Raw genomic sequence first — 26,268 nt, 5'->3', positions numbered from 1 at the left:
TATGAGTATATTGCCGTTAACACCTCCGCAGAGAGGGTTTGAATCAGCAGAACTAGAGCAACGTACTGTCGAGTTACAACAACGTCTACGTGCTCAAAACATCGATGCTGCGTTTTTTACGACCGAACCTGAGTTTCGCTATTTCAGTGGCTTTAAATCGCAGTTCTGGGAAAGTCCAACTCGACCTTGGTTTTTGGTGGTGCCTGCGGTTGGCAAGCCTATCGCTGTGGTGCCAGAGATTGGTGTCGCTGGCTTTGATGATACATGGATTGACGACGTGCGCAGTTGGCCATCACCAAGGCCAGAAGACGACGGTATCTCTTTGCTAGCGGCTACGTTGTCTGAAGTATCGAGAGGATCTCGTCGAATCGGTTCGATGGTCGGCCCAGAAACACATCTGCGTATGCCAGCCATTAACTATGCATTGTTACAGCAGAAACTAAGCCAACATAGTGTGGTGGATGTATCGCTGATGATTCGCGATCTGCGCAGTGTTAAGTCTCAAGCAGAAATCGATAAAGTGCGCTTTGCGTGCCAAGTCACGGCGGCGGGTTTTGAGTATCTTCGCCAAAATTTAGCAATAGGTATGACAGAGCGACAGGCGTGTAAAGCCATGCATTTGGAAATGCTACGCTTGGGCGCTGATGCATGTCCTTATCTGATCTCGGCATCCGGCCAAGGTGGTTATGACAACATCATCATGGGACCAACCGATCGTGTGCTTTCTGAAGGAGATGTTTTGATCATCGATACGGGTGCTAACTTTGATGGCTACTTCAGTGACTTTGACCGGAACTATGCGTTTGGATATGCGCAGCCAGATACAATAGCGGCTTATGACGCGGTGTATCAGTCGACAGAAGCAGGGTTAGCGATTGCTGAACCGGGACGAACAACCGGAGACGTGTGGCAAGCCATGTGGTCGGTGCTCGAAAAGAACGGTGCACTCGGCAACGATGTGGGTCGCATGGGACATGGTCTGGGTATGCAGCTAACCGAGTGGCCATCACATGTGCCTAACGGTGATGTGATATTAAAACCCGGAATGGTGTTAACCCTTGAGCCGGGCATGGCATTTGCGAAGAACCGCATGATGGTGCACGAGGAAAACATTGTTATCACAGAATCTGGCTGTGAGATACTGCATCAAAGAGCCTGGCAATCGATGCCGATTATTACTCAATAATCGGGTACTCATTGCTTTCTAGTCTCACCCCCCACACTAAAATTAAGGTCGCGAATAAATCTGCGGCCTTTTTCAAATCAACTTCATTCTCAAAATGAGAAAAACGAAAACTTAAACTCTAACACACTGTTAAATAATAGATTAATTTCCGGCACCATCTTTGCTCCTTATCTCTTTACACGTTTAAGGCTAGTGAAGAGGGAACATAATGAGAAATTGGAATTCAGTCATACTGCCTAGTTGCTTGATGCCATGTGTTGCGTTGGCGTTGACCACTGCGGACTTAACGTTTGAGTCTGGAGCGGATGCGTCCAACTATTCGGCCAAAGGTAAACCCAATAATACTTACTCGATCGCGGAGTCACTTCCTCAAGACGTTTTAACTAATGTCTATTCGATGTTGCCAGAGGGTACTACTGTGAACAGTGCCTTTATTGCACCGGAGCGTTATTCAAGTATTGATATTGACGATGAACTCAATGGTGCGGAGTATGCCACAGCAACAATCACTTTCTTGAATGAAGGGGCTGGTTACCGCAACACCCTTGGTTACTTCGTTTTTGATACCAACAACCCTCCAGCAACTAAAGACGATATCAACGCACACATAGTGGTGTTTCCAAATACGTCCGTTGCTGACGTAGGGGAAATGCAAGAAGGTGACTCCATTGACCTAAGTGTCCAACTTACGGCGGGTCAAACATTAGCCTTTTTCATCATTTCTAATGGGTGGGGTTGGGAGGGGTCTTATAACAACATTTCTTGGCTTGGAGGTTGGGGAACGCCTTTTTACAGCTATCCTGCGATAAATCCAGAAGCGACCATTGAAAATAGAAGACACAATGTCGCTTTTCTTGATACAGAGAATGAGTTTCTAGTGCTTGGTTTTGAGGATATCTATCGACCGAGCGGAGACAATGATTTCAATGATTTGATCTTCACGGTTGATGTTACCCCGTTTTCTGCTGTTGATGGGGTCAATGAAGATGGCACAACAGACTCAAAATATGAGGTGCTTGTTCAAGAGAACAATGAAGATGTGACAGTGACAACTGTCTACCCAAGTTCCAATAGCTACGCAACGATTGCTTTTGAGGATAACTGGCCACTAAAAGGTGACTACGACTTCAATGATGTGGTTTGGCGTTATCAAGTCACGGAGCAGCTCAATGGACAGCGAGCACTTAAAAATTTGACCGTAGACTACACACTCCAAGCCATGGGAGCAGGCTACTCTAATGGCTATGCCGTTAAGCTACCGAACGTCCTGCCTGCCAATGTGGCATCTACAACCTTGACTCGAAATGGTGTGGCGGTTGCTCATACTATTCTCAAGGAAGGGGACAGTGAGACGATTCTGATGGTATCTGAGGATCTAAGGGCGGACCTCGATAACCTAGGAGAACTTTCAGAAAGCTGCGTTTTCTACCGAACCCAAAGTGCGTGTTCTGATCAGCAAAATGCTGATGTTCTCAACTATCAGTTGTATGTGGAGTTTACGACTCCTGTGTCTCGTGATGACATCGGTTATCCGCCTTATGATTCATTCATTTTTGCCGCTGACGGAATTTATCACGGTGACTTTGTTGGAACGCCACCGGGCATGACTTGGCAAACTCACCTCAAAACATTTTCTGGTACCAGTGACATGAATAACACCTTATTCAACAGCCATGATGATAGCTCTTCAGGTTCTGAGTCCTTCAAAACCAGCAACAACATGCCATGGGTTATTAATATTCGTGACGAATGGGATCACCCTGTAGAACTGGTTGATATCAGTGATGCGTATACATCATTCCCTACATGGGTAACCAGCAGCGGTGAGACTGAGGGTGAATGGTACAAAGCATCAACCACCAACAAAGTTATATCAGCGACGGATGAGTAGGAGAGTACCATGAATAAGATAAGTAAATTAATCACCATGACATCCTTCTCACTCATACTTGGTGCTTGTGGCGGTGGAGGAGGTGGCGGTGGTAACACCAGTGCATCACCTGCGCAGACGCCAGCTGTTACCCCAACGCCGGTTCAATCACCCGCAACGCCCTCTCAACCTGCTGCGGCTGCGGCAATCAACACCTCGGATATTGTGGCCCCCGTCGGCTTCTCATTTGATATCGGTGAGAAAATCAGTTTGTCGATGGATTACACCGGTGTGACGCCCGGTGCCTTGCACTTGTACTCTGAATCAGCATTCGTCATGAGTAATGGCGATGTGGTGGCAGAACCCACTTCCAGAATTACCACGGTTTACCCAACTCATACTGATGTCGTGGAGTTGGAGGTCAATGGTAATTGGGAGCAAATCTATGCCCGTTGGGTACCGATGAGCAGCAAAGTACAAGAGCAGAGTTGGGTAATTAAACTGGACCAAGCGAGCAACAGTTACCACCTAGCGTTTTAGATGTTTTGAGTCAGTCAATCATTGCCTATTGATGGCGCACTTAGAGCTATTGCATCCGAATAAGTGAGGGTGCTCTAGTTCTTTTTATTCTACTTCTCCTATCTGTTCTCATTCTTGTTGTTTGGTCTTCAATTCCTACCCTAAAAGCCAGTTGTACATCACTCACCCCAAGTTTTTCGGGAGTAGGTGTGGTTGAATTTTGTGCTTATTGAGTAAAAACATTTGACCAATAACTATCACACCTCAAATCTTTAATTGTTTTCGTTAGTGCTCTAAATGATATTTAATTTGTTGTTTTATAATGATTTTTGTTGTTTTGAATGCCGTGTTGTTACGAGTTTGTTTTAAATAATCATTTGAACCCTAACTAAATTTCTGTCATTTTATATTTAACTGAACGTTCAATATAAAATAAAAGGACTAAGAAATGCCGAAGGTTGGGATGCCTGATATACGTAAACCACAGCTTGTTCAAGCCACCATGACGGTGATTGATCGAGTGGGTTTGCATGCCGCGAGTATTGCGTTGATCAGCAAAGAAGCGGGAGTCTCCACTGGCATTATTAATCACTATTTTGGTGGAAAGCATGGGCTGCTCGAAGAGACCATGCGTGAAATCCTTCGCCAACTTTCCAATACCATCACCACTTCACTAAAAGCACTTCCTGTTGATGCTCACCAACAGAGAATTAACGCGATCATCGATGGTAACTTCGAAGGTTACCAAGCAGAAAATAAGGTCGCGAAGGCGTGGTTGGCATTTTGGTCATATTCAATGCATGACGAGCAACTGAAAAGACTGCAGCGTGTGAATGAAAAACGTTTGATTTCACACTTACGTCTTGAGTTGAAAGGTATTTTGAATCATGAACAAGCGGATCTCGTTGCTCACGGGATTGCGTCTCTGATTGATGGTTTGTGGCTGAGAGGCACACTAAACCCAGATGGTATCGATGCTCAAAAGGCGCGTGCCATCATCAATGATTATCTAGATAAACAACTTACGTTCTACTCGTGTCACAGCAAATAGATCGCAGTGGTAGCGTTAGACCTAGATCAAGATAAAGAACTAGAACGACCACTATTCGCACCTAATACTCACATATAGACCAGTAGAGTCTAATAACAATAATTAAGTCAGAATCTCAAATGGAAATGAACTCGTTATACATCGATGGCGCAGCGGTTAAAGCAACCTCTGGTGAAACCTTTGATAGCATTAACCCTGCAAACGGCGAACCTATCGCGACGTTAGGCCAAGCATCTTCAGCGGATGTCGACAGTGCTATTGAATCTGCGAAGCGCGGATTTGCGGTATGGTCAGCAATGACCGCTGTGGAACGCAGCCGCATTCTTTTGAAGGCAGTGGAAATACTTAGAGCTCGAAATAATGACCTTGCAAATCTTGAGGTTGTTGATACGGGCAAGCCGCTGCAAGAAGCGATTGAAGTGGATGTGGCGTCTGGCGCTGATGTTATTGAATACTTTGCTGGTTTGGCTCCAACGCTACAAGGCGACCAACAGCCGCTGAGCGAATCTCAATTTTTCTACACTCGCCGCGAGCCGCTAGGCATTTGTGCGGGCATTGGCGCGTGGAACTACCCCATTCAAATCGCGATGTGGAAATCGGCTCCGGCATTGGCCGCGGGTAACGCGATGATTTTCAAACCTTCAGAAGAAACGCCGCTAACGGCGCTCAAGCTTGCAGAAATCTTTACTGAAGCTGGTCTTCCTGATGGCGTGTTTAACGTGGTTCAGGGCGATTACCGTGTTGGTCAGATGCTAACGGCTCACCCAGACATCGCGAAAGTGTCGTTCACGGGCGAAACCGGTACCGGTAAAGCGGTAATGGCAGACAGCGCTGAGACGCTTAAATCAGTCACAATGGAACTTGGCGGCAAGTCACCAATGATAGTGTTTGATGATGCGAAATTGGATGATGCGGTTTCCGCTTCGATGGTTGCTAACTTCTACACCCAAGGCGAAGTGTGCACCAACGGTACTCGTGTTTATGTACACGAAAACATCTACAACGCATTCGTCGATCAACTTAAAACACGCACTGAGAAGCTGATCATTGGTAACCCAATGGACATGGAGACTCAGATCGGCGCGTTGATATCTAAAGAACATCTTTCAAAAGTCCTTGAAGCGATTGAGTTAGCTAAACAGTCAGGTGCAACTCTGCTGACTGGCGGTTATCAAGTGACTGACAACGGCTTAGCAAACGGCAACTTTGTTATCCCAACCGTATTTGTGGATTGCGAAGACAACATGCCTCACGTTCAACAAGAGATCTTCGGCCCTGTGATGTCAGTGTTGAAGTTTTCGGACGAAGACGATGTGATTCGTCGTGCTAACGATACCAAATACGGCCTTGCTGCTGGTGTGTTCACGCAAAACCTTTCTCGCGCTCACCGTGTTATTCATCAAATGCAGGCGGGTATTTGCTGGGTGAACACGTGGGGTGACTCACCGGCAGAAATGCCTGTTGGTGGCTACAAACTTTCAGGGGTTGGCCGCGAAAACGGGCCAGAGACTCTACTCCACTATACGCAGACTAAGAGCATTCTTATTGAACTTGGCGACTACGCCAGCCCTTATGCCTAACGCGTAACACTCAATTTTATGGGTTAGCTTAACAGAGCTAGCCCTACTGACTCATCTCAGGGAAATCAAAACATGGAACAACGCTACGATTATATTATCGTCGGCGCGGGTTCGGCCGGCTGTGTGTTAGCGGATAGGCTAACGGAAAGCGGTGAACATAGCGTTTTATTACTGGAAGCTGGTGGCACGGATAAGAGCATTTTTATCCAGATGCCAACCGCACTTTCTTACCCAATGAATACTGAAAAGTACGCTTGGCAATTTGAAACAGAGCAAGAACCGGGCCTTGATGGACGTGAACTGCATTGCCCACGTGGCAAGGTATTAGGTGGTAGTTCATCAATCAATGGCATGGTTTATGTGCGAGGCCACGCTTGTGACTTCGACCAATGGGAAGAAGAGGGCGCTGCTGGTTGGAATTACCAAGCTTGCTTGCCTTACTTCCGCCGCGCTGAATCATGGAATAAAGGTGGTGACGAATATCGTGGTGACAATGGCCCTGTAGGTACTTGTAATGGTAACGATATGGAGCTTAACCCGCTTTACCAAGCATTCATAGATGCAGGTAAAGATGCCGGTTACCCAGAAACACAAGACTATAACGGCTACCAGCAAGAAGGCTTCGGCACCATGCATATGACGGTAGACAAGGGTGTTAGAGCCTCAACCTCTAACGCTTACCTACGCCGTGCATTGAAGCGTTCAAACCTAACATTGAAGAAAGGCATCGTGGCGCGTCGTTTCTTACTTGAAGCACAAAACTCAACAGGCCAATCAGGCTTGAAAGCCGTTGGTGTCGAGTTTGAAAAGTCAGGCAATACCCAAGTGGCGGTAGCGAACAAAGAAGTGATCTCTTCTGCGGGCTCTATCGGTTCTGTTCAACTGCTTCAATTATCTGGTATCGGCCCGAAAGCGGTGCTTGAAAAGGCGGGTGTTGAGCTGAAACACGAACTGAGCGGCGTCGGTGAAAATCTACAAGATCACTTAGAAGTGTACTTCCAATATCACTGTAACGAACCCATCACGCTCAACAGCAAGCTGGGCTTAGTCAGCAAGGGCATGATTGGCGCAGAGTGGATTCTGACTCGCAAAGGTTTGGGTGCCACTAACCACTTTGAATCGTGCGCGTTCATTCGTTCTCGCAAAGGATTGAAGTGGCCAAACATTCAATATCACTTCCTGCCAGCAGCGATGCGTTACGACGGACAAGCAGCCTTTGATGGCCATGGCTTCCAAGTACACGTTGGACCTAACAAGCCAGAGAGTCGCGGTACGGTGGCGATCACTTCGGCTGATCCGCATGCCAAGCCAGAGATCATTTTCAATTACATCTCGACTGAGCAAGATCGCCAAGATTGGCGCGATTGTATTCGTCTGACGCGTGAGATTTTGTCGCAACCTGCGATGGATGTTTACCGTGGCGAAGAGATTCAGCCGGGTCTGAGTGTAACTTCTGATGAGGCGATCGACGAATGGGTTAAGCAAAATGTTGAAAGTGCTTATCACCCTTCTTGTGGCTGCAAAATGGGCGCTGATGATGACCCTATGGCTGTACTTGATGAAGAGTGTCGTGTTCGCGGCATTGATAGCCTGCGTGTTGTCGACTCGTCTGTTTTCCCTGTTATTCCAAACGGCAACCTTAACGCACCGACCATCATGGTTGCCGAGCGCGCATCCGATTTGATTTTGGGTAAACCAATGCTCAAAGCGCAAGACGTTCCAGTGTGGATTGCACCTGAGTGGGAAGAGAAGCAAAGAATAAATAAACCAGCAAGAGATGCGTAAGCCTCTGTTATTGAGATAAAAATAGCAAAATTAGTCAAAAGTCAGCAAAACAGCCCCGATGAGTATGAGTTAGGGCAGAAAAAGGAAAGATAAAAAGGAATCATTATGACGACTCAACATAAACAAACCGCTACAAAAAAGGCGCTCGCAACGCTAGCAATCAGTTCATTCGCGTTCAGTGCTTACGCCAACGCTTCAGTAGAACCACAGCAATGTGAAAACGTTCGCTTCGCTGATGTAGGCTGGACTGACATTACCGCAACAACCGCCGTTACTTCAGAACTATTAAAAGGCCTTGGTTACCAAACCAAAACCGACCTACTTTCAGTACCGGTGACTTACTCTTCAATGGCGAACGGCGATATTGACGTATTCCTAGGTAACTGGATGCCAACTATGGAAGGCGACATCGCTAAGTACCGCGAAGCGGGAACGGTTGAGACAGTGCGTGCCAACCTTGAAGGGGCAAAATACACACTAGCCGTACCAAAATACGTGTACGACTCTGGCGTGAAAAGCTTCGCAGACCTAGCAAAACATGCCGACAAATTTAAAGACCGCATCTACGGCATCGAACCGGGTAACGACGGTAACCGCTTAATCCAATCAATGATTGATTCTGACGCGTTTGGCTTGAAAGATTTCAGCCTAGTGGAATCAAGTGAAGCGGGCATGGTATCGCAAGTATCTCGCGCTGCTCGTCGTAGCCAGTGGATTGTTTACCTTGGTTGGGCACCGCACCCAATGAACAGCAATGTTGAGATGGAATACCTATCAGGTGGTGACGATTTCTTTGGCCCTAACTACGGTGGCGCGAATGTTTACACTAACGTTCGTTCAAACTACCTGTCTGAGTGTGCAAACGTCGGTCAACTTCTACAAAACTTAGAATTCACTCTAGAGATGGAAAACCAGTTGATGGAAGAGATTCTTAACCAAAAAGTGAAGCCAGAAAAAGCGGCTCAACAATGGTTGAACAATAACCCTCAACAAGTTGAAGCTTGGTTAGACAATGTAAAAACACATAAAGGTGAATCAGCAACTCAAGCCGTTACTGAATACCTAAAGCAAGTAAAAGCTTAGTTCTACCTATCTCAACAGCTACATAAATAATAAAGGTGGGCTTGCCAATTTATCGATTGGTTTGAAGTAGCCCACCCATAATAAAAGGCAATATTGTGAATTTTATTACGGAAAACAAAATCCCTGTCGGACAATGGATGGAAGCGGGTGTTGATTGGCTAACAATCAATGCAGCAGGCTTTTTTGATGCTATTTCTATCTTTTTAGAAACCGTCATTATGTTTTTAGTCGATGTATTTAAGTGGATGCCGCCTGCACTGCCAATCGTGATGACTGCTGCGATTGCATGGTACTTACACCGTAAACCTTCGCTAGTGATCTTTGTGGTTGCAGCACTGCTGACTATTCTTAACCTTGGCTATTGGCAAGAAATGCTGGAAACCTTTGTTCTCGTCTTTGCGGCGACAACGATTTCCGTATTAATTGGCGTACCGGTTGGCATCATGGCTGCTCACCGTCCTTGGCTCTATACAGTTTTGCGTCCAATCCTTGATTTGATGCAGACAGTCCCAACTTTCGTTTATCTGATTCCAACTCTGGTTCTATTTGGCTTGGGCATCGTTCCTGGCTTAATCTCGACCATTATTTTCGCGATAGCTGCTCCGATTCGTTTGACCTACTTAGGGGTAACGAAAGTCCCTGAAGAGTTGATTGAAGCGGGTAAAGCCTTTGGTGCAAGTCGCATGAAGTTACTGCTCAAAGTTGAATTACCTGCCGCTCTGCCAAGCATCATGGCGGGTGTAACCCAATGTATTATGTTGTCGCTTTCGATGGTGGTTATCGCCGCTCTTGTCGGTGCTGACGGACTTGGTAAACCTGTTGTTCGTGCATTGAACACAGTGAATATCTCACAAGGTTTTGAAGCCGGATTAGCGATTGTTTTAGTCGCAATCATCCTTGACCGCTTGTGCAAAACACCAAACCAGAAGGAAGCTTAATCATGTCTACCTCTCAAGAACAAAAGCCAATGGACGCGATTACCATTAAAAACCTTGATGTTGTGTTCGGTAACAAAGCCAATCAAGCGCTTGATCTACTCGACCAAGGTAAAACTCGCCAAGAGATCATCGATGAAACTGGGCAAGTTGTTGGTGTGGATAATGTGTCGCTGACGGTGGAAGAAGGCGAGATCTGTGTATTGATGGGTTTGTCTGGTTCTGGTAAATCATCTTTGCTTCGCGCAGTTAACGGTTTGAATGAGATCAGCCGTGGTTCACTAACAATCAAAGACGGTGACCAGCAAGTCGATTTAGCGCAATGTGATGAAGCGACTCTGCGTCACCTTCGTACTCACCGCGTATCTATGGTGTTCCAAAAGTTTGCTTTGATGCCATGGCTTAACGTATTAGACAACGTGGCATTTGGTCTTGAAATGCAGGGCGTGGCGAAAGATATTCGTCGTGCCAAAGCGCGTGAACAATTAGAAATGGTCGGCCTAGCAGAGTGGGAAACCAAATTTCCACATGAGCTTTCTGGCGGTATGCAGCAACGTGTTGGTTTGGCGCGTGCGTTTGCAATGGACACCGATATCCTGTTGATGGATGAACCGTTTTCGGCGCTTGACCCATTGATTCGAGCTCAACTGCAAGATGAACTGATCACGCTGCAAAACAAACTCAACAAGACGATTCTGTTCGTGAGTCACGACCTAGATGAAGCTCTGAAGATTGGCAATAACATTGCGATCATGGAGTCAGGCAAACTGATTCAACACGGTAAGCCTGAAGAGATCGTACTGACGCCAAAAACCGAATACGTAAAAGACTTCGTTGCTCACACCAATCCATTGAATGTGCTTAAAGGTCGTTCTTTAATGCAGCCTCTTGATTCACTGACACAAGAGAATGAAAGCTGGAAGATCTGCGATTCTAAAGACCTCTGGATTGAACAGAGTGAAGGTGCTTTATCAGTAAAAGGTGAATCTACTTTGGCGCTTGTCGAGTGGAGCGAGTCAGATGGCTTAGCTGCGATCAGCGCGTCGAGTGTGGTCGTGGCAAGCCCGGAAATTGGCATGCGTGATGCGATTAAGCTCAAGCAGATCAGTAACCACCCAATTCTTCTCGTTGAAGACAACCAATTGGTGGGCATTCTGGATAACAGCGAGTTTTACAACGCGCTAACGGGTAATTTTCAACTCAATAATGCCGCTTAGTGGTTTGAACTGAAATAATTCGTTCTCTAACGAATAAAATAGGTAGTGAGGTGTTCAAATCTCGCTACCTAGATGAATCTATACTCTTCATACTTGAAGCTACAGCGTTGTAACTGCTTAAGTGCACCCTAATCACATAGAACTTCTATGCTCATAAGGATGAACTTACTTGTTACCTAGCAGCAAATCCAATTATTTTGAGTATGCGGCTTTTTATTTACCGACAATATCTCGCTTTTTCTTGCCTTGTTTGCCACTTTAAGACTGAAGATCGCTACTCATTGTACAAAAGTGTTGCCATGCGCAAATTCAGAGGCATATAAAAGATTGAGAATAGTATGAACATCAGTACAATGCGGAAAAATCAATGAAGTAATTTATCAATTTACAGTGTAATCCGAGCTCACCTGACGTAAATAATCAGGATATTTCATCGCTTCGACGCTGTAAAACCATTCACAGTATATTAGTACAAAGGTCTGCATCTTGGACAAACATGACGAAATCCTGGTCGCTATTCGCCAAATTATTCGCGCTATCGATTTACACTCGAAAAAGCTGAGTAAAGAGTATGGTTTGACTGGCCCTCAATTAATCTTAATGAGAGCAATCCAAGAAATGGGTAATGTGACGATCAAAGAATTGTCTAATCACACCAATGTAAGCCAAGCCACCACAACCACGATCATCGATCGCTTGGAACTGAACGGCTATGTACAACGTGTTCGCAGCTCGTCAGATCGCCGCAAAGTACACGCAAATCTGACTGAAAAAGGCCAAGAGCTGCTAAACAATGCGCCACCGCCGCTGCAAGATAACTTCGTTAAAAAATTCCAAAACCTAGAGCCGTGGGAACAAAGCCTACTGCTTTCTTCGATGCAACGCGTGTCGTCAATGATGAATGCAGAAGACATCGACGCTGCACCAGTTCTACAGCTTGAAGGCATTGCCAACGTTGCTAAGAGCTAGTTAGTTAGCTGAACTTATTGTTTAAAAACAATGTATTAAGATAATTTTTAATGGTCGCTTTAAGCGGCTATTTTTGAACCTGTTACTCCCCATTTCTCTGGTTATATCAGCCTGATTTGTCTTTTCTTTATCCTTTTCTTCTTCCCACTTTTTCAAATTTACTACCTGTTATTTATTCAATATCTAGCCACTTCTTTCAGACAGCATTGACGATTCTCTGACAAAATAATACTAGACCGACCGGTTTGTTGTGTATTATTGTGTGCATCTCTTAACCACGAGGTGATGTATGAAACATGAATTGACGGCTACACAAATGACAGCGACGTTGAAGAGTATGCAGGAAGCTTTTGCAGATGATCCGATGCCCACTGTGCCGGTGAGAATTGAACAGTTGCTTGCGCTGAAATCTGCTCTTATCGATTACACAGACCGTTTGTGTGTCGCGGTGAGTGAGGACTATGGTCACCGTAGCCGACAAGACACTTTGATGGCTGACATATTGCCTTGCTTAGGAAATATTGATCACACCATCGAGTGTTTGCCGCATTGGTCGACATCTTCAATTCGCCACTCTGGCCCTTTGCTTTCAACTTCTCGCGTTGAAGTGGTTTATCAGCCTAAAGGCGTAGTGGGGATCATTGCCCCGTGGAACTTCCCTATCATGTTGTCGATTGGCCCGCTCATTTCAGCCTTAGCGGCGGGCAATCTCGCCATGATCAAGATGAGTGAATTTACGCCAGCAACCAATGACGTTTTAAGACAGTTATTGGATGAAGTTTTCAATGCCGATGAGGTGTGCTTGGTTGAAGGTGAGGTTGACATTGCTGCTGCGTTTTCTGCGTTGCCGTTTGATCATCTTCTGTTTACAGGTTCAACCCAAGTGGGTCGTCAAGTGATGAAATCAGCGGCTGACACGTTAACTCCCGTCACTCTTGAGCTCGGTGGCAAGTCTCCAGTTATCGTGGCAGAAGACATGCCGATCGATATTGCGGTCGAGCGAATCATTTACGGCAAGAGCCTCAATAACGGCCAAGTGTGTGTTGCTCCAGACTACGTGTTACTGCCTGAAGACAAACTCGAGGCTTTCATTTTGGAGTACAAAAAACAGTACCAACTGTTGTTTGATGAAGGGGTTTATTCCGAGAATTTGACGTCCTTAATCAACCCTCGCCAATGCGACCGTATAGTGGGTTTGTTGAATGAAGAACAACAAGCCGGAACTCGAACCGTAGCGTGCCATGACGACGCGATGGACCTAGATACTCATCGATTAGTGACGCATCTGATTGTTGAACCAAGCTTGTCATCCAAGGTGATGAACGAAGAGATTTTCGGCCCACTATTACCGTTGATTACGTATCGCAATATAGAAGAGGCGTTCCAAATCATCAATAGCAAACCAAGGCCTTTGGCGCTGTATCTGATGAGCTTTGATTTGAGTTTACAGTCTCAGGTTAAGCACCAAGTTCATTCCGGTGGAATGTGTATCAATGACTGTGTTTTCCACTTGGCGGTAGACGACGCGCCGTTTGGTGGCATTGGTGAATCAGGGCAGGGCAATTATCACGGTAAAGAAGGGTTTATCACTTTCTCCCATGCCAAAACAGTCTTGGAAACGGGCTTAGATCATCGAGTTAAGCATCTGTTTGCAAAAGAAGAAAACGAATTAAAAACAGCAGTGATGAGCATGCTTGGTCAGTAAATCACTGTTGGTATGACACTGTTTATTTTGAGAGGTTATTTTTATGTTAGAACGATTTTTTGAACGAACCATGAAAGCGTATTTGATGGTTACTGGTTTCTTAACGGCTACGGCTTTCGCTACTTTTCTTGCGCCTGATTGGAGCATGCAGACCCTGTTCTCTTACAATGATACGATGTTGGGCAGTAGTACGTATTTGATGGGGACATATCAGCACTGGGGTGTGATGGTTGGCTGTATTGGTGTGTTGCTGATGTTCTCGGCCAAGTACAAATCGCTGCGCACTTCGACCATGATTTACAGCGCATTTGAGAAGTCGATGTTTGTTGGCATCTTCTTATACAACGTCTGCATTAATGACTATGAGTGGTTTTATGGTTGGAGTGGTGTGTTTGCGCTCGATGCGTTTGTAACCGTCTACTCTTTGGTTTATCTCTACTACTATCTCAATCGAGACAAAACAAAGGTACCCGCTCACTTGCGTTAACCTCTGTTGTTCAGCTCGTTGAATCTAATATTCCTAAGCCCGCATTTGCGGGCTTTTTTCGTTTTCGACAAATGATCCTCAACGATCTTAATTGACATATCTTTGACATTACCACCCTGGACCGACCGGTTTGTATTGATTATTGTTTAGTCATCAAACATAAACGAGGTAAACACCATGACTACCAATAACTTTAACTTTCAACTGAAAACCATTGTTCATGCGCAAGAGAACGGCATCGAAAATATCCCTTCTTTATTTGCTCGCTTAGGTGCAAAAAGAGTCGTGCTTTTTTCTGACAAAGGTTTGGAGTCTTTGGGCTTTGTTGAGCAATTTTCAGCGTTGTTTGCAAACCAGACGGTGAATCAAGAAGCAAATCAACAAACGACTCAGCTCGCTGGTGTGTATACAGATATTGCGCCAGACGCGACTTGCGACAATATCAACGCTGCGATTGAGTTTGCTAATAGCTTAAATGCCGACGCTATTTTGTCTGTCGGTGGGGGCAGCGTGATTGATGCTTCTAAGGGCGTGAAATACGCACTCCATAAGCAGATTGATGATATCCGTACCGTGATTGCAGGCGGTGGCTTTATGGATGTTTGGCCAAACAATGAAGACATTCGAGTTCCTCACATTGCCGTACCGACAACCGCGGGAACTGGCGCGGAAGCCTCTCCGATTGCTGTTTTTTACAACGAGCATGAAAACATTAAGGCAAGTTTAGTCGCGTCCGGTTTAGAAGCTGACATCGCAATACTTGATCCTACAGTTACGACCAAATTACCTGCTCACCTTACTCGCTCAACAGCAATGGATGCATTAACGCACGCCGTTGAGGCCATTGTTTCTCCTATGAGCAATGCCTTTACCGATGCTTACGGTATCCAAGCTGCAAAACTGATTGTTGAAAACTTACCCGTGGCACTTGAGGAGCCTGAAAACCTAACGGCACGAGGCAATCTACTTCAGGCAAGCACCATGGCGATTTCTGCATTTTATTCATCGTTAGGTGGCATCCCAATTCATAACTGCGCCCATGCCTTTGGTGCGATTAGCCATATTCCACATGGCGACGCTAACACGGTACTGATGCCAGTTGTGATTGAGGCTCTGCCCGAGTTCTATATGCCGAACGCAATTAAATTGGCTCAAGCATTCTCGCTAGAGAGCACTGGAACGGACGAGATGATTTACCAACGAGTGTTGGATTTCTTACACAACTTCCAAACCCAAGTTGGTGCGATGAAGCGTTTCAGTAGCTGGGAATTTGATGACCAAGAGAAGCGCAATATTGCTCAAGCGATTGAGAAAGATATCTGCTTCCAGTTCTACCCAATCTCAAAACAAACGATTGAACAGATTATAGAAAAATCAATTTAGTCGTCTGATTAAGCATCCCAAAATTTACTGAAAATCGAGGACAAATTATGAAGATTGAAAACGTATTGCTATCGAGCTTGTGCATCATCGCGCCATTCCTACTTTTCACCTAATTCACTCGACAGGGACGTTGTGACCTTTATTCCTGAGGAGGAAATAAATGTTCAATAAACGTTTAACTACCGTGATTCTGACTGGTGTTTTGGCTGTTCTGCTTTTTGCCAAGGCAAGCGTTGGAAGTGAAAGCTCCGCGGCTTTGTCTGAACAGCTCCGAGATGTTGTTCAGGTGTTGGATGAAGCCTATGGAGGACAGTCTGAAGCACAACTTGCTCTCGCTTATCGGTATTTGAGCGGTGATGGTGTTGAGCAAAATGACGAGAAAGCGGCGCGGTGGTTTGAAACCGCAGCCAGTGCCGGTAGCCCTGAAGCTCAAACACAGCTTGGCCTAATGTACTTCTCTGGAAGTGGTGTTCAGGTTAGCCAGGCGGAAGCTGTCACCTGGATCGGTTTGGCAGCAGCTCAAGATTATGACCCTGCGCTCGACTTATTACATTGGATGTCCCAAGCCGCGCACTAATTCAGATTCTAACCAAAGTTAGTCACAGAAAAAGCTAATCACAGAAAAATTATTCACAGCTATTGGAGACGTCTTATGCAGACATTCAAGAAATCCCTACTATTCACCGCGATGGCCGCCGCAAGTAGCGCCGCCTTCGCCGCCGAATCAGACAAGCCGAACATCGTTGTTATTGTCGGTGATGATGTTGGCTTTGCTGATACCCAGCCTTATGGTTCAGAAGTCGAAACACCGAACTTGATGGCGTTGGCTGAAGAGGGGGTTAAATTCACTAACTTTCACGCTTCACCGACCTCATCAGTCACTCGCTCAATGATGCTAACTGGCGCGAACAGCCACGAGGTTGGGCTAGGTACCTTTGATTATGCTGTCTATCCAGGTGCGATTGGTAAGCCGGGTTATGAAGGTTACCTGACCAAGAAGGGCGTAACAGTGGCTACGCTGCTCAAGGAAAATGGCTACAACACGTATTTATCGGGCAAATGGCATTTAGGTCATGATGATGGGTTTTTACCAGACGACAGAGGTTTTTCGGAGAGTTACGGCATTTTAGCGGGCGGTTCTAATCACTTTAACCGCGACATGATGTTCCCAGCCAAAAATGCAGCGACAGCAGATGCGCTGCAAAAAGGTGACATTCCCGGTGTTGAAGTTGAGCCTACCTACAGAAACGGTGAAGTGGTTGAGGACAAATACAAAGGCGAGTACTCCGACCAAGTCTACACCAACGAACTCATCAAGATGATCGATGGCAAGAAAGACGACGGTAAGCCTTTCTTTGCTTATCTTCCTTTCACTGCGATACACCTTCCGCTGCAAGCACCAGAATCAGCGTATCAAGATAAAGTCGATTACTACGTCGAGCATGGTTGGGACTCGGTTCGAGAAGACCGTTTTCAACGCATGAAAGAGATGGGCGTGATTCCTAAAGATGCGGATATCTCAGGTCGTAATTCATTGAGTCGCCCTTGGGATTCACTCTCTGAGAAAAAACAAAAATGGTATGGCAAGAAGATGGCTGTCGCGATGGGCATGATGGAGATGCAAGACCAGCAAGTTGGCCAGATTGTCGACTACCTAAAAGACATTGGGGAATACGACAATACTTACATCATGTATCTGGCAGATAACGGCCCAGAAGCTGCAGATATTACCGGTGAAAACATCAGTGATCTGATTCGAACATGGACGGCGCATCACTTTGATAACTCAACTGAAAACTTAGGCAAAGCAAACTCTAGTGTGTCACTTGGTCCTGAGTGGGCGAGTGCGTCTACCGGTGGCTTGTCTTGGTACAAAGCCTATACCGCGGAAGGTGGTATCCGAGTTCCGTTCATTGTTAAACCTGCGAAAGCCGTCTTAGAGGGGGAGCAAGCGTTAGAGCCTGGTACTCAAACTGATGATTTGTCACAAGTAAAAGACATCGCTGCCACCATTCTTGAAATTGCCGATGTAGAACATCCAGGAACAGAGTATCAAGGTCGTGAAGTGGCCCCGATGAGTGGTGTGAGCTTGTTGCCTTACTTTAAGGGAGAAACTACAGAGGTGCACAGTGCCGATAATGCGATTCCATTTGAGTTGTTCGGTAGTGGCATTTTGCTCAAAGGGGATTACAAGATCATCCGAATCTCTACAGGCATGGGCGGTGACAGTGAATGGCATCTGTACAACACCAAACAGGATCCGGCTGAGCAGCATGACTTAAGAAATCAAATGCCAGACTTGTTCCTAGAGATGGTTGCTGAGTATCAAGAGTACGAAAAAGCGCAAAACATTGTGCCAGTTGATGAAGCGTGGAACCCGTTTGAGAACGTGAAATAGAGGAAACAAACCACTCGGCCAACCTAATGCCATCAGGCTTGGTTGGCCGATGAACACCATGTAAAGGAATTACGAATTGTTTTGGCTAATACAATAACTTTTACATCGAGGAATTCTTCATGACGACCTTATCACTATCAAACCTGAGTTCGGTTCCGCAGTTTAATGGCAAGGCGCACAGCAAGCTTCAAGCGTTGGCAAAACCCATTGGTGCCGTATGCAATATCAGCTGTACCTACTGTTATTACTTGGAAAAGCAACACCTGCTTGAATACCCTAAGGGCACTCAATATGTGATGGATGAGGAACTGCTAGAGTTGTATATCAAGCAGTATATTGAGGGGCAGAATACGCCGGAGATTATCTTTTCTTGGCATGGTGGTGAGCCAACTCTGCTCGGCATTGAGTACTTTGAAAGGGTCGTGGCATTACAGAAAAAATATTGCCCTAGCCACAGTAAGATTAGCAATGACCTGCAAACCAATGGCACCTTGTTGAATGATGATTGGTGTGAGTTCTTCAAGAACAATGATTTTATCATCGGTGTGAGCATTGATGGTCCAGAGCATCTGCATAATCATTACCGCACTAATCGCGCAGGCAAAGGCACTTTTTCCCAAACCATACGGGGAATCGGCTATCTAAAAAAACATAACGTTGAGTTTGCAACCCTTACCTGTGTGAATGATGTGACGGGCAAATACCCGTTAGAGGTTTATCGTTTTCTGCGTGACGAAGTCGGTTCAAAGCAGCTGCAGTTTATCCCTGTGGTGGATAAGCACGAGGCTCATACCAACAATAAATGGTTGAGCAACCAACAAGCGATCATTCCTGTTTCTGGTGAAGTAGAGCCTTGGAGTGTCGGTTCAACGCAATGGGGAGAGTTTCTTTCGACGGTTTTTGATGAGTGGTTCGAACACGATTTTGGTCGAGTACTCGTGCCTTATTTTGAAAATTTCGTCGGCGTGTGGATGGGAAGAGACAGTACCATGTGCACCTTGAGTGAGATCTGCGGAAAAGGGTTAGCGGTTGAGCCCAATGGTGATGTGTATTCATGTGACCATTATGTCTTTCCTGAATTTCAGTTGGGTAATATTCAGGAACAAGAACTTTCATCTTTAGCCTTTTCGCCAAAGCAACAGAGTTTTGGGTTCGCCAAACAGAAGTATTTGCCGAAACAATGCCAAACCTGTGAGTTTAAGTTCGCATGCCATGGGGAGTGCCCTAAGAACCGAATTATCAACAGTCGTGATGGTGAAGCCGGACTAAATTACCTGTGTCAAGGGTGGCTCAGCTTCTTCAAGTATATCGACCCGGTTATTAAGGGCTTACTCAAAGCCAATAATATTGCGTCTCGTCTGGGGTAGTGAGTTGGCGTGAATCGATTCAATCAAGATTTAAAGTTAGATAGAAGGCTCGCTAAATTGTGCGAGCCTTTTGGTATTTGGCTTCTGGTTACGGGGGTATCTAGTCAGCCGATTATTGTGCTGGGCTCATGGCAAGAATGGTTTCATCCATGGCATTGTTTAGAATCGAACGGTTGCGCTGCATCGCGGCCATGAGCGTTGAGCCTAGCCACAAGCCATAAAGCGTTCGAGATAGCGATTCTGGCTCTGCGATAGTGAAATCACCGTCCTCATTGCCTTCTTCAAACAGCTTTGCCATACGCAGGATGATCTTTTCTGCGCCTTCCGCCATGGTCGATTGCAGCGGGTTAGCAGACCCAGACACTTCTCCAGCCAGTTTTACGACAAGACATTGGATATTGAAGCCCTCAGTCAGCTTCGACGCGCACCAAAAATCGAAATAGGCTTTAACGCGATCACGACGAGAAAGCGATTCATCACTTAAAAAGTCGTCCAGCTTAGCGAGGTGCTCATCAAAGTAGTTAGTAAGAAGGATCTCGCCAAAGTGCTCTTTGGATTTAAAGTAGTGGTAAAAAGAACCCTTGGTGCCTTCCGCTTGGTTGATGATTTTCATCAGGCCAACACCAGCAAACCCGTGTTCATTAATAAGGCTAAACCCTGCATCGAGCATAGCTTGTCGCATGTCTTTCATTGTTCTTACTCTTTATGCTGAGAATGAGGAATAGTGTAACCAGCAACATACCAACCGTCCAGTCTAGCGCGTTAGGACGCTGTCAATAGTTGACTCGCTTCGTCAAAGTGACTTTTCTCTTATATCCCCCTTCTAAGCGACAAAACTTTTTTCAAGATAAGCGCATGCTATAAAACAAAAATAACAGCCTTACAGAGCTTGTTTGGTGCCTTAAAATGACTAATTTCGGGTGCTTTAAGTTGCTGTTTTTGTTGGTTTTTAATTTAGTGTTTTCTTAAGATCGCAATGATAGTCTTAGCTTAATTTCTTTAGGGGGCTAAATGGACACCAATAACAGCACTTATCATCACCACAGTTTTGCTCAGCAAGATTTATCAGAGCTTACATTTACAGCCTGCACGTTTATCCGTTGTGATTTCAGACGTTCGAACTTACGTGATGCAACGTTCATTAACTGTAAGTTTATTGAGCAAGGCGATCTTGAGGGATGCCACTTTGATATTGCCGACTTACGAGATGCAAGCTTCCAGAATTGCCAGTTGGCGATGGCGAATTTTAGCAACGCGAATTGTTACGGTATTGAGTTACGTGATTGCGACTTAAAAGGGGCGAACTTCACTCGTGCTAACTTTGCCAATCAGGTAAGCAATAGAATGTATTTTTGCTCTGCGTATATCACGGGCTGCAACCTGTCATACGCCAATTTTGAACAAGCTTGTTTAGAGAAGTGCGAGCTGTTTGAGAACCGTTGGATAGGGACTTACCTTGGCGGCGCGTCACTGAAAGAGTCTGATCTCAGCCGAGGCGTGTTCTCGGAAGATGTATGGGGGCAATTCAGTATGCAAGGTGCTAATTTATGCCATGCTGAATTAGAAGGGTTAGATCCTCGCAAGGTAGATACATCGGGGATTAAAATCGTCGCGTGGCAGCAAGAGCAACTGCTTGAAAGTATGGGTATTGTTGTAATGCCTGATTGATTCTTATCATTCGGTTGTAATCAAACACAGTCGCTAGAAGAAAAGCCCAAAGCTAATAACTTTGGGCTTTTCCGTACTTGGAGTTTCGTCTGACTTTTTTATGTAGGTCGTTTGCATGTTGTGAGGCTGGATGAGTGAGTTAGCAGTTTGTTATGACGTAAACTTTCAGTTGAGTGGTGCTTGGATTTCACACGCGATCTAGGTCACTCATTTTGACGTGCTACATTTAATTATCACTAGATATAAACCTAATCATCATCACGTTTAATTTATGATCAACAGGTTTAATTTGAGTTTTGTCACGTTTTATGGATTTTTAAATAATATCAAATTTGAGGGCTATATCTAATTAAGATTATTGACTTGTTGTTAATGTTAAATTTGTAATTAAATAACATGTGATTATCGTGATGTTCAGCATTAATTGGTGATTGACTCGATATTTTTAGTGACCCCTGTCTACATTATTGGTCATTTCTCTAATTCTACACTTCCATTGATAATAAACCCAACAACAACGAAGACGAATAACTGGGATTTATTATGCTTTATGACCTTATTGACCATGACTTAATTGACGTCATTAACCACTCAGAATATCAGTGGGAAGATGCAGTTAAAGAAACGACGCGTTATTTGCAGGATAAAGGTTATGTAACCGATAAGTATGCAGACGCGATCATTCAGTCAACGCATGATAATGGACCTTATTACGTACTTTGTCCAGGTGTTGCAATGCCTCATGCTCGCCCAGAGGCTGGAGTTCTAAAAACAGGCCTTGGTATCCATGTGTTTTCTAACCCAGTCGACTTCGGTTCAGATATGGGACCAGCGCATGTATTACTGACCCTAGCAGCACAAGATTCAGATACTCACATTGAAGTGATTCAAGCATTAAGCGAAATGCTGGTCGATGAAGAAAACATTGCCAAACTGGCAGCCTCTTCTTCAAAAGCTGAAGTGCTTGAAATTATTAAAAGTTACTAATAATAACCTTTGAAAATAAGGAATATAACGTGTCTACAAATATAAGAGCCAAAGTGCAAGCTTTTGGTGGTCACTTGACTGCCATGGTATTGCCAAATATCGGAGCCTTCATTGCTTGGGGCTTTATTACTGCATTATTTATCCCAACAGGTTGGATGCCGAATGAATATTTCGGTGAACTTGTTGGCCCTATGATTACCTATTTATTACCGTTACTTATTGGTTATACCGGTGGTCAAATTGTTGGTGACAAGCGTGGTGCTGTGGCTGGTGCCATCGGTACTATGGGTGTTATTGCCGGCGCTGAAATTCCAATGTTTGTTGGCGCAATGATCATGGGTCCATTGAGTGGCTGGGTGATTGTGCAAATCGATAAGCGCCTACAAGACAAGATTCCTTCCGGCTTTGAGATGGTAGTAAACAACTTCTCACTAGGTATCTTCGGCATGCTGATGTGTCTATTTGCCTATGCGATTGTTGGCCCGGCTGTGACTGCAGCGAACCTGTTCGTTAAATCTGGCATCGAAGCATTGGTTGCGACTGGTTTCCTACCTTTGCTTGCGATTATTAACGAGCCAGCAAAAGTTCTCTTCCTGAATAACGCAATCGATCAAGGTATTTATTACCCACTAGGCCTGCAAGCAGCAGCTGAAACCGGCAAATCTATCTTCTTCATGGTGGCGTCTAACCCAGGTCCTGGTTTAGGTATGCTTCTGGCTTACGCTAAATTTGGTCAAGGTCTAAGTAAGAAATCAGCGCCAAGTGCCATCATCATCCACTTCTTCGGTGGTATCCATGAGCTGTACTTCCCATACGTGCTAATGAAGCCAATCATGATTCTAGCGATGATTGCTGGTGCAGCGACAGGTATTGCAACGTTCAACCTACTTGATGGTGGTCTGGTTGCAGGCCCAAGCCCTGGTTCAATCTTCTCTTACCTAGCACTAACACCAAAAGGCAGCTTCTTCGCAACCATCGCAGGTGTAACAACAGCAACGATTGTGTCTTTCCTAGTGGCAAGTGCAATCCTGAAAGTGAGCAAGAAGACAGAATCTGAAGATGAGTTCGAGCAATCTGTGACTGACATGAAGGATATGAAAGCAGAAGGCGTAGTGGCTAAAGATCCAACAGCAGCGGTAAAAGCAGAAGCTAAAGACATCAAATTCGTCGCCTTTGCATGTGATGCAGGCATGGGTTCAAGCGCGATGGGGGCATCAACCTTCAAGCGTAAACTCGAAAAGGCAGGCTTTAATGTTGAAGTGAAGAACTTCGCAATCGAGAAAGTTCCAAGCAACGCTGACGTGGTCGTGACCCACGAGAGCCTTGAGAGTCGCGCAATCAAAGCAACAGGTCTTCCTGTGGTGACTATCAAGAACTTCCTACATGACCCAGCATTAGACAGCCTAATGGACACCATCGGTCAGCAAGCTTAATCAATATTCAGGGGTCAGATACTGGCCCCACTTTTCGGAGAAAAAATCATGGTTCAAACAACTGCAGCAGTAATTTGTGGTGAGAAAGACGTTCAACTGAGAACCTTCGATCTGCCAAAGATTTCAGATGATGAACTGCTGGTTAAAAACGTTTCAAACAGCATCTGTCTATCTACTTACAAAGCGGCGTTACTTGGTAGCAACCACAAACGTGTACCAGACAATATTTCAGAAGTTCCAGTAATGACTGGCCACGAGTACGCTGGCGTAATTGTAGAAGTAGGCGCTAACTTACAAGACCGTTTCAAACCAGGCGAACCATTTGTATTGCAACCAGCAATGGGGCTACCAACAGGCTACTCAGCAGGCTACAGCTATGAAACATTTGGTGGTAACGCGACTTACTCAATCATTCCTAAAGTTGCAATCGACTTAGACTGTGTTCTGCCATACAAGAGCTCTTACTACGCAAATGCCTCACTTGCGGAGCCAATGTCTTGCATCATCGGTGCTTTCCATGCGAGCTACCACACCACGCCTTACGTGTACGAGCACCAAATGGGTATTAAAGAAGGTGGTGCGCTAGCACTTCTTGCATGTGCTGGCCCTATGGGCATTGGCGCGATTGATTACGCGATTAATGGCCCAGTTAAGCCAAGTCGTATTGTTGTGACTGATATTGATGAAGCTCGCCTGGCGCGCGCTGAGAGCCTAATTCCGGTATCAAAAGCGGCTGAAAACGGTATTGAACTTCATTATGTAAACACGGCAAAAATTGATGACCCTGTCGCATACCTGAAAGACCTAAACGAAGGCAATGGCTACGATGATGTCATGGTATATGCGGCGGTTGCACAGGTTCTTGAGCAAGCTGATGAGCTATTAGGTAACGATGGCTGCCTGAACTTCTTTGCGGGCCCAACGGACAAGCAATTTAAAGTACCGTTCAATTTTTACAATGTGCACTATGAATCAACGCATATTGTCGGAACCTCTGGCGGTTCAACGGGGGATATGGTTGAATCCATTGAACTTTCTGAAGCGGGTAAGATCAACCCATCATTTATGTTAACTCATGTTGGTGGACTAGAAGCGGCACCTCACACTATCCTAAATCAATTGGATATCCCTGGTGGTAAAAAGTTAATCTACCCGCACATTGACCTGCCACTGACGGCAATTGATGAATTCCACAAGCTAGCAGGCCAAGACCCGTTCTTCGGTGAACTAGACCGAATTTTGAAAGACAATAACTACGTTTGGAACGAGCTAGCGGAGAAAGCACTGCTGGAGTTCTATGGCGTTAGCCTAACGGCTTAATCGATGATTTCGTGGCAGCGTGACTGCTGCCACGACCAATAAGGAACATGTTATTACGGTGCAAGACAATTTATTAGATGCGTTAGAAGAGTGCGCAACCGCCACTTGTTTTATTCAAGCATCTCATAAGCTAATTACAGCCAAGTTGAAGCATTTGTTACCAAGGGTATTCGTACAAGATCCTTTGGTGATTGAGTATGCCGTGACCCCTCTTCTCAAAGAAGATGGTCCATTAGTCGAGATTGATGTGGTATCCAAACTGATGTTTGCGATGGGTAAGATCTCACTAGAGAGTTACGCTGACATTAACTTGTTTGACCAAATGCACGGCTTTGTCATTCAACAAAAAGAGCCGATTTCGTTTAGTGATGATGTGATTTACGACTTCATCAGCAACCAATCTACGCTCTCAAAGTCCGATAGCAGTATCTATCTTGATTCGATTAACCAATTAAAATTTTCATCATTCGACTCCTTTTCTCAAGCTCGCTATGAGTCACTGGTCAAAACCGTGTTAAAGCTCGCTTGTGAGGGTTTGCTAGAAACCGTGGAGAACGAAATTTTAGATTAAGGCTTTTCATATGAAAGTTTCCCTAAATGTCAGTGGCTTTGAGACTGAAGCTGTATTCCCAGATAACAATATCGAACAAATTCATAAGCCATTGGTTGAAAAGTTTTCTCGCCTTTACCAAGAAAAAAACGAACGAACGGTGATATTCCTGGCTGCGCCTCCCGGCAGCGGGAAATCGACCTTAGCGGCATTTTGGGAACATCTATCCCAAACCATTCCTAATGCCGTGCCATTACAGGTTTTACCTTTTGATGGTTTCCACTACCCAAATGAGATTCTTGATTCGAATTACACGATACGCGGCGACGAGAAGATAAAGCTGCGTAGTATTAAAGGTGCCCACGAGACTTTTAATCTCACATCTCTGATAGACAAGCTAAAAAAGCTCAAAGTCCAAGATCCGAAATGGCCATACTACGACCGTAACCTACATGATCCGGTTGATGATGCTATTACGGTAGAGAAAGAAATTGTCGTGATTGAAGGTAACTGGTTACTGCTCAATGAGCCTGTATGGAATGGGCTTAATGAACTTGCTGATTTCACCATCTTCATTGATACCGATCCTAAATTTTTAGAAGAGCGTTTGGTGAACCGAAAGATCCGCGGTGGTTCAACACCAGAAGAGGCACTCGCGTTTTATCAAAGCTCAGATTCTAAGAATGTAGACATGGTTTTGAATCACTCCGTAAAAGCAGATCTGACACTGTACATGAACCAAGATGGTTCTTTTGACATTAATTGATTTTAGGAG

The 26,268-nt window shown here is 45.2% G+C and carries 23 protein-coding genes; 22 read left to right on the top strand and 1 reads right to left on the bottom strand.

What is annotated here, in order from left to right; all coding sequences use genetic code 11:
* Position 1: 1 nt before the first annotated feature.
* The 16 genes from FTW16_RS11410 to FTW16_RS11335 all read left to right on the top strand — a co-directional run bounded on the left by FTW16_RS11410 (position 2) and on the right by FTW16_RS11335 (position 19,535).
* On the top strand, positions 2-1,186 hold the full coding sequence (locus FTW16_RS11410) for a M24 family metallopeptidase (RefSeq protein WP_146491148.1): 1,185 nt from the start codon (positions 2-4) through the stop codon (positions 1,184-1,186).
* Positions 1,187-1,394: 208 nt separating this feature from the next.
* Positions 1,395-3,077: an LruC domain-containing protein gene (locus FTW16_RS11405; RefSeq protein ID WP_146491147.1), complete on the top strand. Its 1,683-nt coding sequence runs from the start codon at positions 1,395-1,397 to the stop codon at positions 3,075-3,077.
* A 9-nt stretch (positions 3,078-3,086) separates the two neighbouring features.
* Positions 3,087-3,596 carry a hypothetical protein gene (locus FTW16_RS11400; protein ID WP_146491146.1) on the top strand — a complete coding sequence of 170 codons (510 nt, stop codon included), beginning with the start codon at positions 3,087-3,089 and terminating at the stop codon, positions 3,594-3,596.
* A gap of 427 nt (positions 3,597-4,023) precedes the next feature.
* A complete protein-coding gene (gene betI / locus FTW16_RS11395; protein ID WP_004732441.1) occupies positions 4,024-4,626 on the top strand; it encodes a transcriptional regulator BetI in 603 nt (200 codons plus the stop codon).
* A gap of 119 nt (positions 4,627-4,745) precedes the next feature.
* Positions 4,746-6,206, top strand: coding sequence for a betaine-aldehyde dehydrogenase (betB, locus tag FTW16_RS11390; RefSeq protein ID WP_146491145.1), 1,461 nt, complete (start codon positions 4,746-4,748; stop codon positions 6,204-6,206).
* Positions 6,207-6,278: 72 nt separating this feature from the next.
* The gene (betA, locus tag FTW16_RS11385; RefSeq protein ID WP_146491144.1) at positions 6,279-7,991 is read left to right on the top strand and encodes a choline dehydrogenase; all 1,713 of its coding nucleotides are present in this window, start codon (positions 6,279-6,281) and stop codon (positions 7,989-7,991) included.
* Positions 7,992-8,096: 105 nt separating this feature from the next.
* Positions 8,097-9,074, top strand: coding sequence for a choline ABC transporter substrate-binding protein (locus FTW16_RS11380; protein WP_146491143.1), 978 nt, complete (start codon positions 8,097-8,099; stop codon positions 9,072-9,074).
* 95 nt (positions 9,075-9,169) lie between these two features.
* Positions 9,170-10,012 carry a choline ABC transporter permease subunit gene (gene choW / locus FTW16_RS11375; RefSeq protein WP_048610272.1) on the top strand — a complete coding sequence of 281 codons (843 nt, stop codon included), beginning with the start codon at positions 9,170-9,172 and terminating at the stop codon, positions 10,010-10,012.
* Positions 10,013-10,014: 2 nt separating this feature from the next.
* The gene (gene choV / locus FTW16_RS11370) at positions 10,015-11,226 is read left to right on the top strand and encodes a choline ABC transporter ATP-binding protein (protein ID WP_146491142.1); all 1,212 of its coding nucleotides are present in this window, start codon (positions 10,015-10,017) and stop codon (positions 11,224-11,226) included.
* 486 nt (positions 11,227-11,712) lie between these two features.
* Positions 11,713-12,195, top strand: coding sequence for a MarR family winged helix-turn-helix transcriptional regulator (locus tag FTW16_RS11365; protein ID WP_017061075.1), 483 nt, complete (start codon positions 11,713-11,715; stop codon positions 12,193-12,195).
* A 289-nt stretch (positions 12,196-12,484) separates the two neighbouring features.
* Entirely contained in the window at positions 12,485-13,900 is a 1,416-nt protein-coding gene (locus FTW16_RS11360) for a coniferyl aldehyde dehydrogenase (protein ID WP_146491141.1), read from the top strand.
* Between the two features lie 43 nt (positions 13,901-13,943).
* Positions 13,944-14,387 (top strand): hypothetical protein, encoded by a 444-nt coding sequence (locus tag FTW16_RS11355; protein ID WP_146491140.1) that lies wholly within the window; start codon positions 13,944-13,946, stop codon positions 14,385-14,387.
* A gap of 177 nt (positions 14,388-14,564) precedes the next feature.
* The gene (locus tag FTW16_RS11350; protein ID WP_146491139.1) at positions 14,565-15,770 is read left to right on the top strand and encodes an iron-containing alcohol dehydrogenase; all 1,206 of its coding nucleotides are present in this window, start codon (positions 14,565-14,567) and stop codon (positions 15,768-15,770) included.
* A 160-nt stretch (positions 15,771-15,930) separates the two neighbouring features.
* Entirely contained in the window at positions 15,931-16,347 is a 417-nt protein-coding gene (locus FTW16_RS11345) for a tetratricopeptide repeat protein (RefSeq protein WP_146491138.1), read from the top strand.
* Between the two features lie 75 nt (positions 16,348-16,422).
* Positions 16,423-18,168 carry an arylsulfatase gene (locus FTW16_RS11340; RefSeq protein WP_146491137.1) on the top strand — a complete coding sequence of 582 codons (1,746 nt, stop codon included), beginning with the start codon at positions 16,423-16,425 and terminating at the stop codon, positions 18,166-18,168.
* A gap of 119 nt (positions 18,169-18,287) precedes the next feature.
* Complete coding sequence (locus FTW16_RS11335; RefSeq protein ID WP_146491136.1) at positions 18,288-19,535, top strand: anaerobic sulfatase maturase; 1,248 nt, start codon at positions 18,288-18,290, stop codon at positions 19,533-19,535.
* Between the two features lie 112 nt (positions 19,536-19,647).
* Here the strand turns inward: FTW16_RS11335 and FTW16_RS11330 are convergent, their stop codons facing one another.
* Positions 19,648-20,226 carry a TetR/AcrR family transcriptional regulator gene (locus FTW16_RS11330; RefSeq protein WP_146491135.1) on the bottom strand — a complete coding sequence of 193 codons (579 nt, stop codon included), beginning with the start codon at positions 20,224-20,226 and terminating at the stop codon, positions 19,648-19,650.
* 320 nt (positions 20,227-20,546) lie between these two features.
* Between FTW16_RS11330 and FTW16_RS11325 the strand changes: the two genes are divergently transcribed.
* From FTW16_RS11325 to FTW16_RS11300, 6 genes are all read left to right on the top strand, one after another.
* Entirely contained in the window at positions 20,547-21,203 is a 657-nt protein-coding gene (locus tag FTW16_RS11325; protein WP_048664479.1) for a Qnr family pentapeptide repeat protein, read from the top strand.
* A 543-nt stretch (positions 21,204-21,746) separates the two neighbouring features.
* Positions 21,747-22,190, top strand: coding sequence for a PTS sugar transporter subunit IIA (locus FTW16_RS11320; protein ID WP_146491134.1), 444 nt, complete (start codon positions 21,747-21,749; stop codon positions 22,188-22,190).
* A gap of 29 nt (positions 22,191-22,219) precedes the next feature.
* A complete protein-coding gene (locus FTW16_RS11315; RefSeq protein ID WP_146491133.1) occupies positions 22,220-23,623 on the top strand; it encodes a PTS mannitol transporter subunit IICB in 1,404 nt (467 codons plus the stop codon).
* Positions 23,624-23,671: 48 nt separating this feature from the next.
* The gene (locus FTW16_RS11310; RefSeq protein WP_146491132.1) at positions 23,672-24,943 is read left to right on the top strand and encodes a zinc-binding dehydrogenase; all 1,272 of its coding nucleotides are present in this window, start codon (positions 23,672-23,674) and stop codon (positions 24,941-24,943) included.
* Between the two features lie 52 nt (positions 24,944-24,995).
* A complete protein-coding gene (locus FTW16_RS11305; protein ID WP_186728053.1) occupies positions 24,996-25,514 on the top strand; it encodes an MltR family transcriptional regulator in 519 nt (172 codons plus the stop codon).
* Between the two features lie 10 nt (positions 25,515-25,524).
* Positions 25,525-26,259, top strand: coding sequence for a nucleoside/nucleotide kinase family protein (locus tag FTW16_RS11300; RefSeq protein ID WP_146491130.1), 735 nt, complete (start codon positions 25,525-25,527; stop codon positions 26,257-26,259).
* Positions 26,260-26,268 lie beyond the last annotated feature (9 nt).

Origin of the sequence: Vibrio sp. T20 (genome assembly GCF_007858795.1) — a bacterium.
GTDB lineage: Bacteria > Pseudomonadota > Gammaproteobacteria > Enterobacterales > Vibrionaceae > Vibrio > Vibrio satsumensis.
This window is presented reverse-complemented; position numbering and strand designations above follow the sequence as displayed.

Coding starts and splice junctions, on each gene's coding strand:
- FTW16_RS11410 (WP_146491148.1), top strand. CDS start 2: ATGAGTATATTGCCGTTAACACCTCCGCAGAGAGGGTTTGAATCAGCA.
- FTW16_RS11405 (WP_146491147.1), top strand. CDS start 1,395: ATGAGAAATTGGAATTCAGTCATACTGCCTAGTTGCTTGATGCCATGT.
- FTW16_RS11400 (WP_146491146.1), top strand. CDS start 3,087: ATGAATAAGATAAGTAAATTAATCACCATGACATCCTTCTCACTCATA.
- betI (WP_004732441.1), top strand. CDS start 4,024: ATGCCGAAGGTTGGGATGCCTGATATACGTAAACCACAGCTTGTTCAA.
- betB (WP_146491145.1), top strand. CDS start 4,746: ATGGAAATGAACTCGTTATACATCGATGGCGCAGCGGTTAAAGCAACC.
- betA (WP_146491144.1), top strand. CDS start 6,279: ATGGAACAACGCTACGATTATATTATCGTCGGCGCGGGTTCGGCCGGC.
- FTW16_RS11380 (WP_146491143.1), top strand. CDS start 8,097: ATGACGACTCAACATAAACAAACCGCTACAAAAAAGGCGCTCGCAACG.
- choV (WP_146491142.1), top strand. CDS start 10,015: ATGTCTACCTCTCAAGAACAAAAGCCAATGGACGCGATTACCATTAAA.
- FTW16_RS11360 (WP_146491141.1), top strand. CDS start 12,485: ATGAAACATGAATTGACGGCTACACAAATGACAGCGACGTTGAAGAGT.
- FTW16_RS11355 (WP_146491140.1), top strand. CDS start 13,944: ATGTTAGAACGATTTTTTGAACGAACCATGAAAGCGTATTTGATGGTT.
- FTW16_RS11350 (WP_146491139.1), top strand. CDS start 14,565: ATGACTACCAATAACTTTAACTTTCAACTGAAAACCATTGTTCATGCG.
- FTW16_RS11345 (WP_146491138.1), top strand. CDS start 15,931: ATGTTCAATAAACGTTTAACTACCGTGATTCTGACTGGTGTTTTGGCT.
- FTW16_RS11340 (WP_146491137.1), top strand. CDS start 16,423: ATGCAGACATTCAAGAAATCCCTACTATTCACCGCGATGGCCGCCGCA.
- FTW16_RS11335 (WP_146491136.1), top strand. CDS start 18,288: ATGACGACCTTATCACTATCAAACCTGAGTTCGGTTCCGCAGTTTAAT.
- FTW16_RS11330 (WP_146491135.1), bottom strand. CDS start 20,226: ATGAAAGACATGCGACAAGCTATGCTCGATGCAGGGTTTAGCCTTATT.
- FTW16_RS11325 (WP_048664479.1), top strand. CDS start 20,547: ATGGACACCAATAACAGCACTTATCATCACCACAGTTTTGCTCAGCAA.
- FTW16_RS11320 (WP_146491134.1), top strand. CDS start 21,747: ATGCTTTATGACCTTATTGACCATGACTTAATTGACGTCATTAACCAC.
- FTW16_RS11310 (WP_146491132.1), top strand. CDS start 23,672: ATGGTTCAAACAACTGCAGCAGTAATTTGTGGTGAGAAAGACGTTCAA.
- FTW16_RS11300 (WP_146491130.1), top strand. CDS start 25,525: ATGAAAGTTTCCCTAAATGTCAGTGGCTTTGAGACTGAAGCTGTATTC.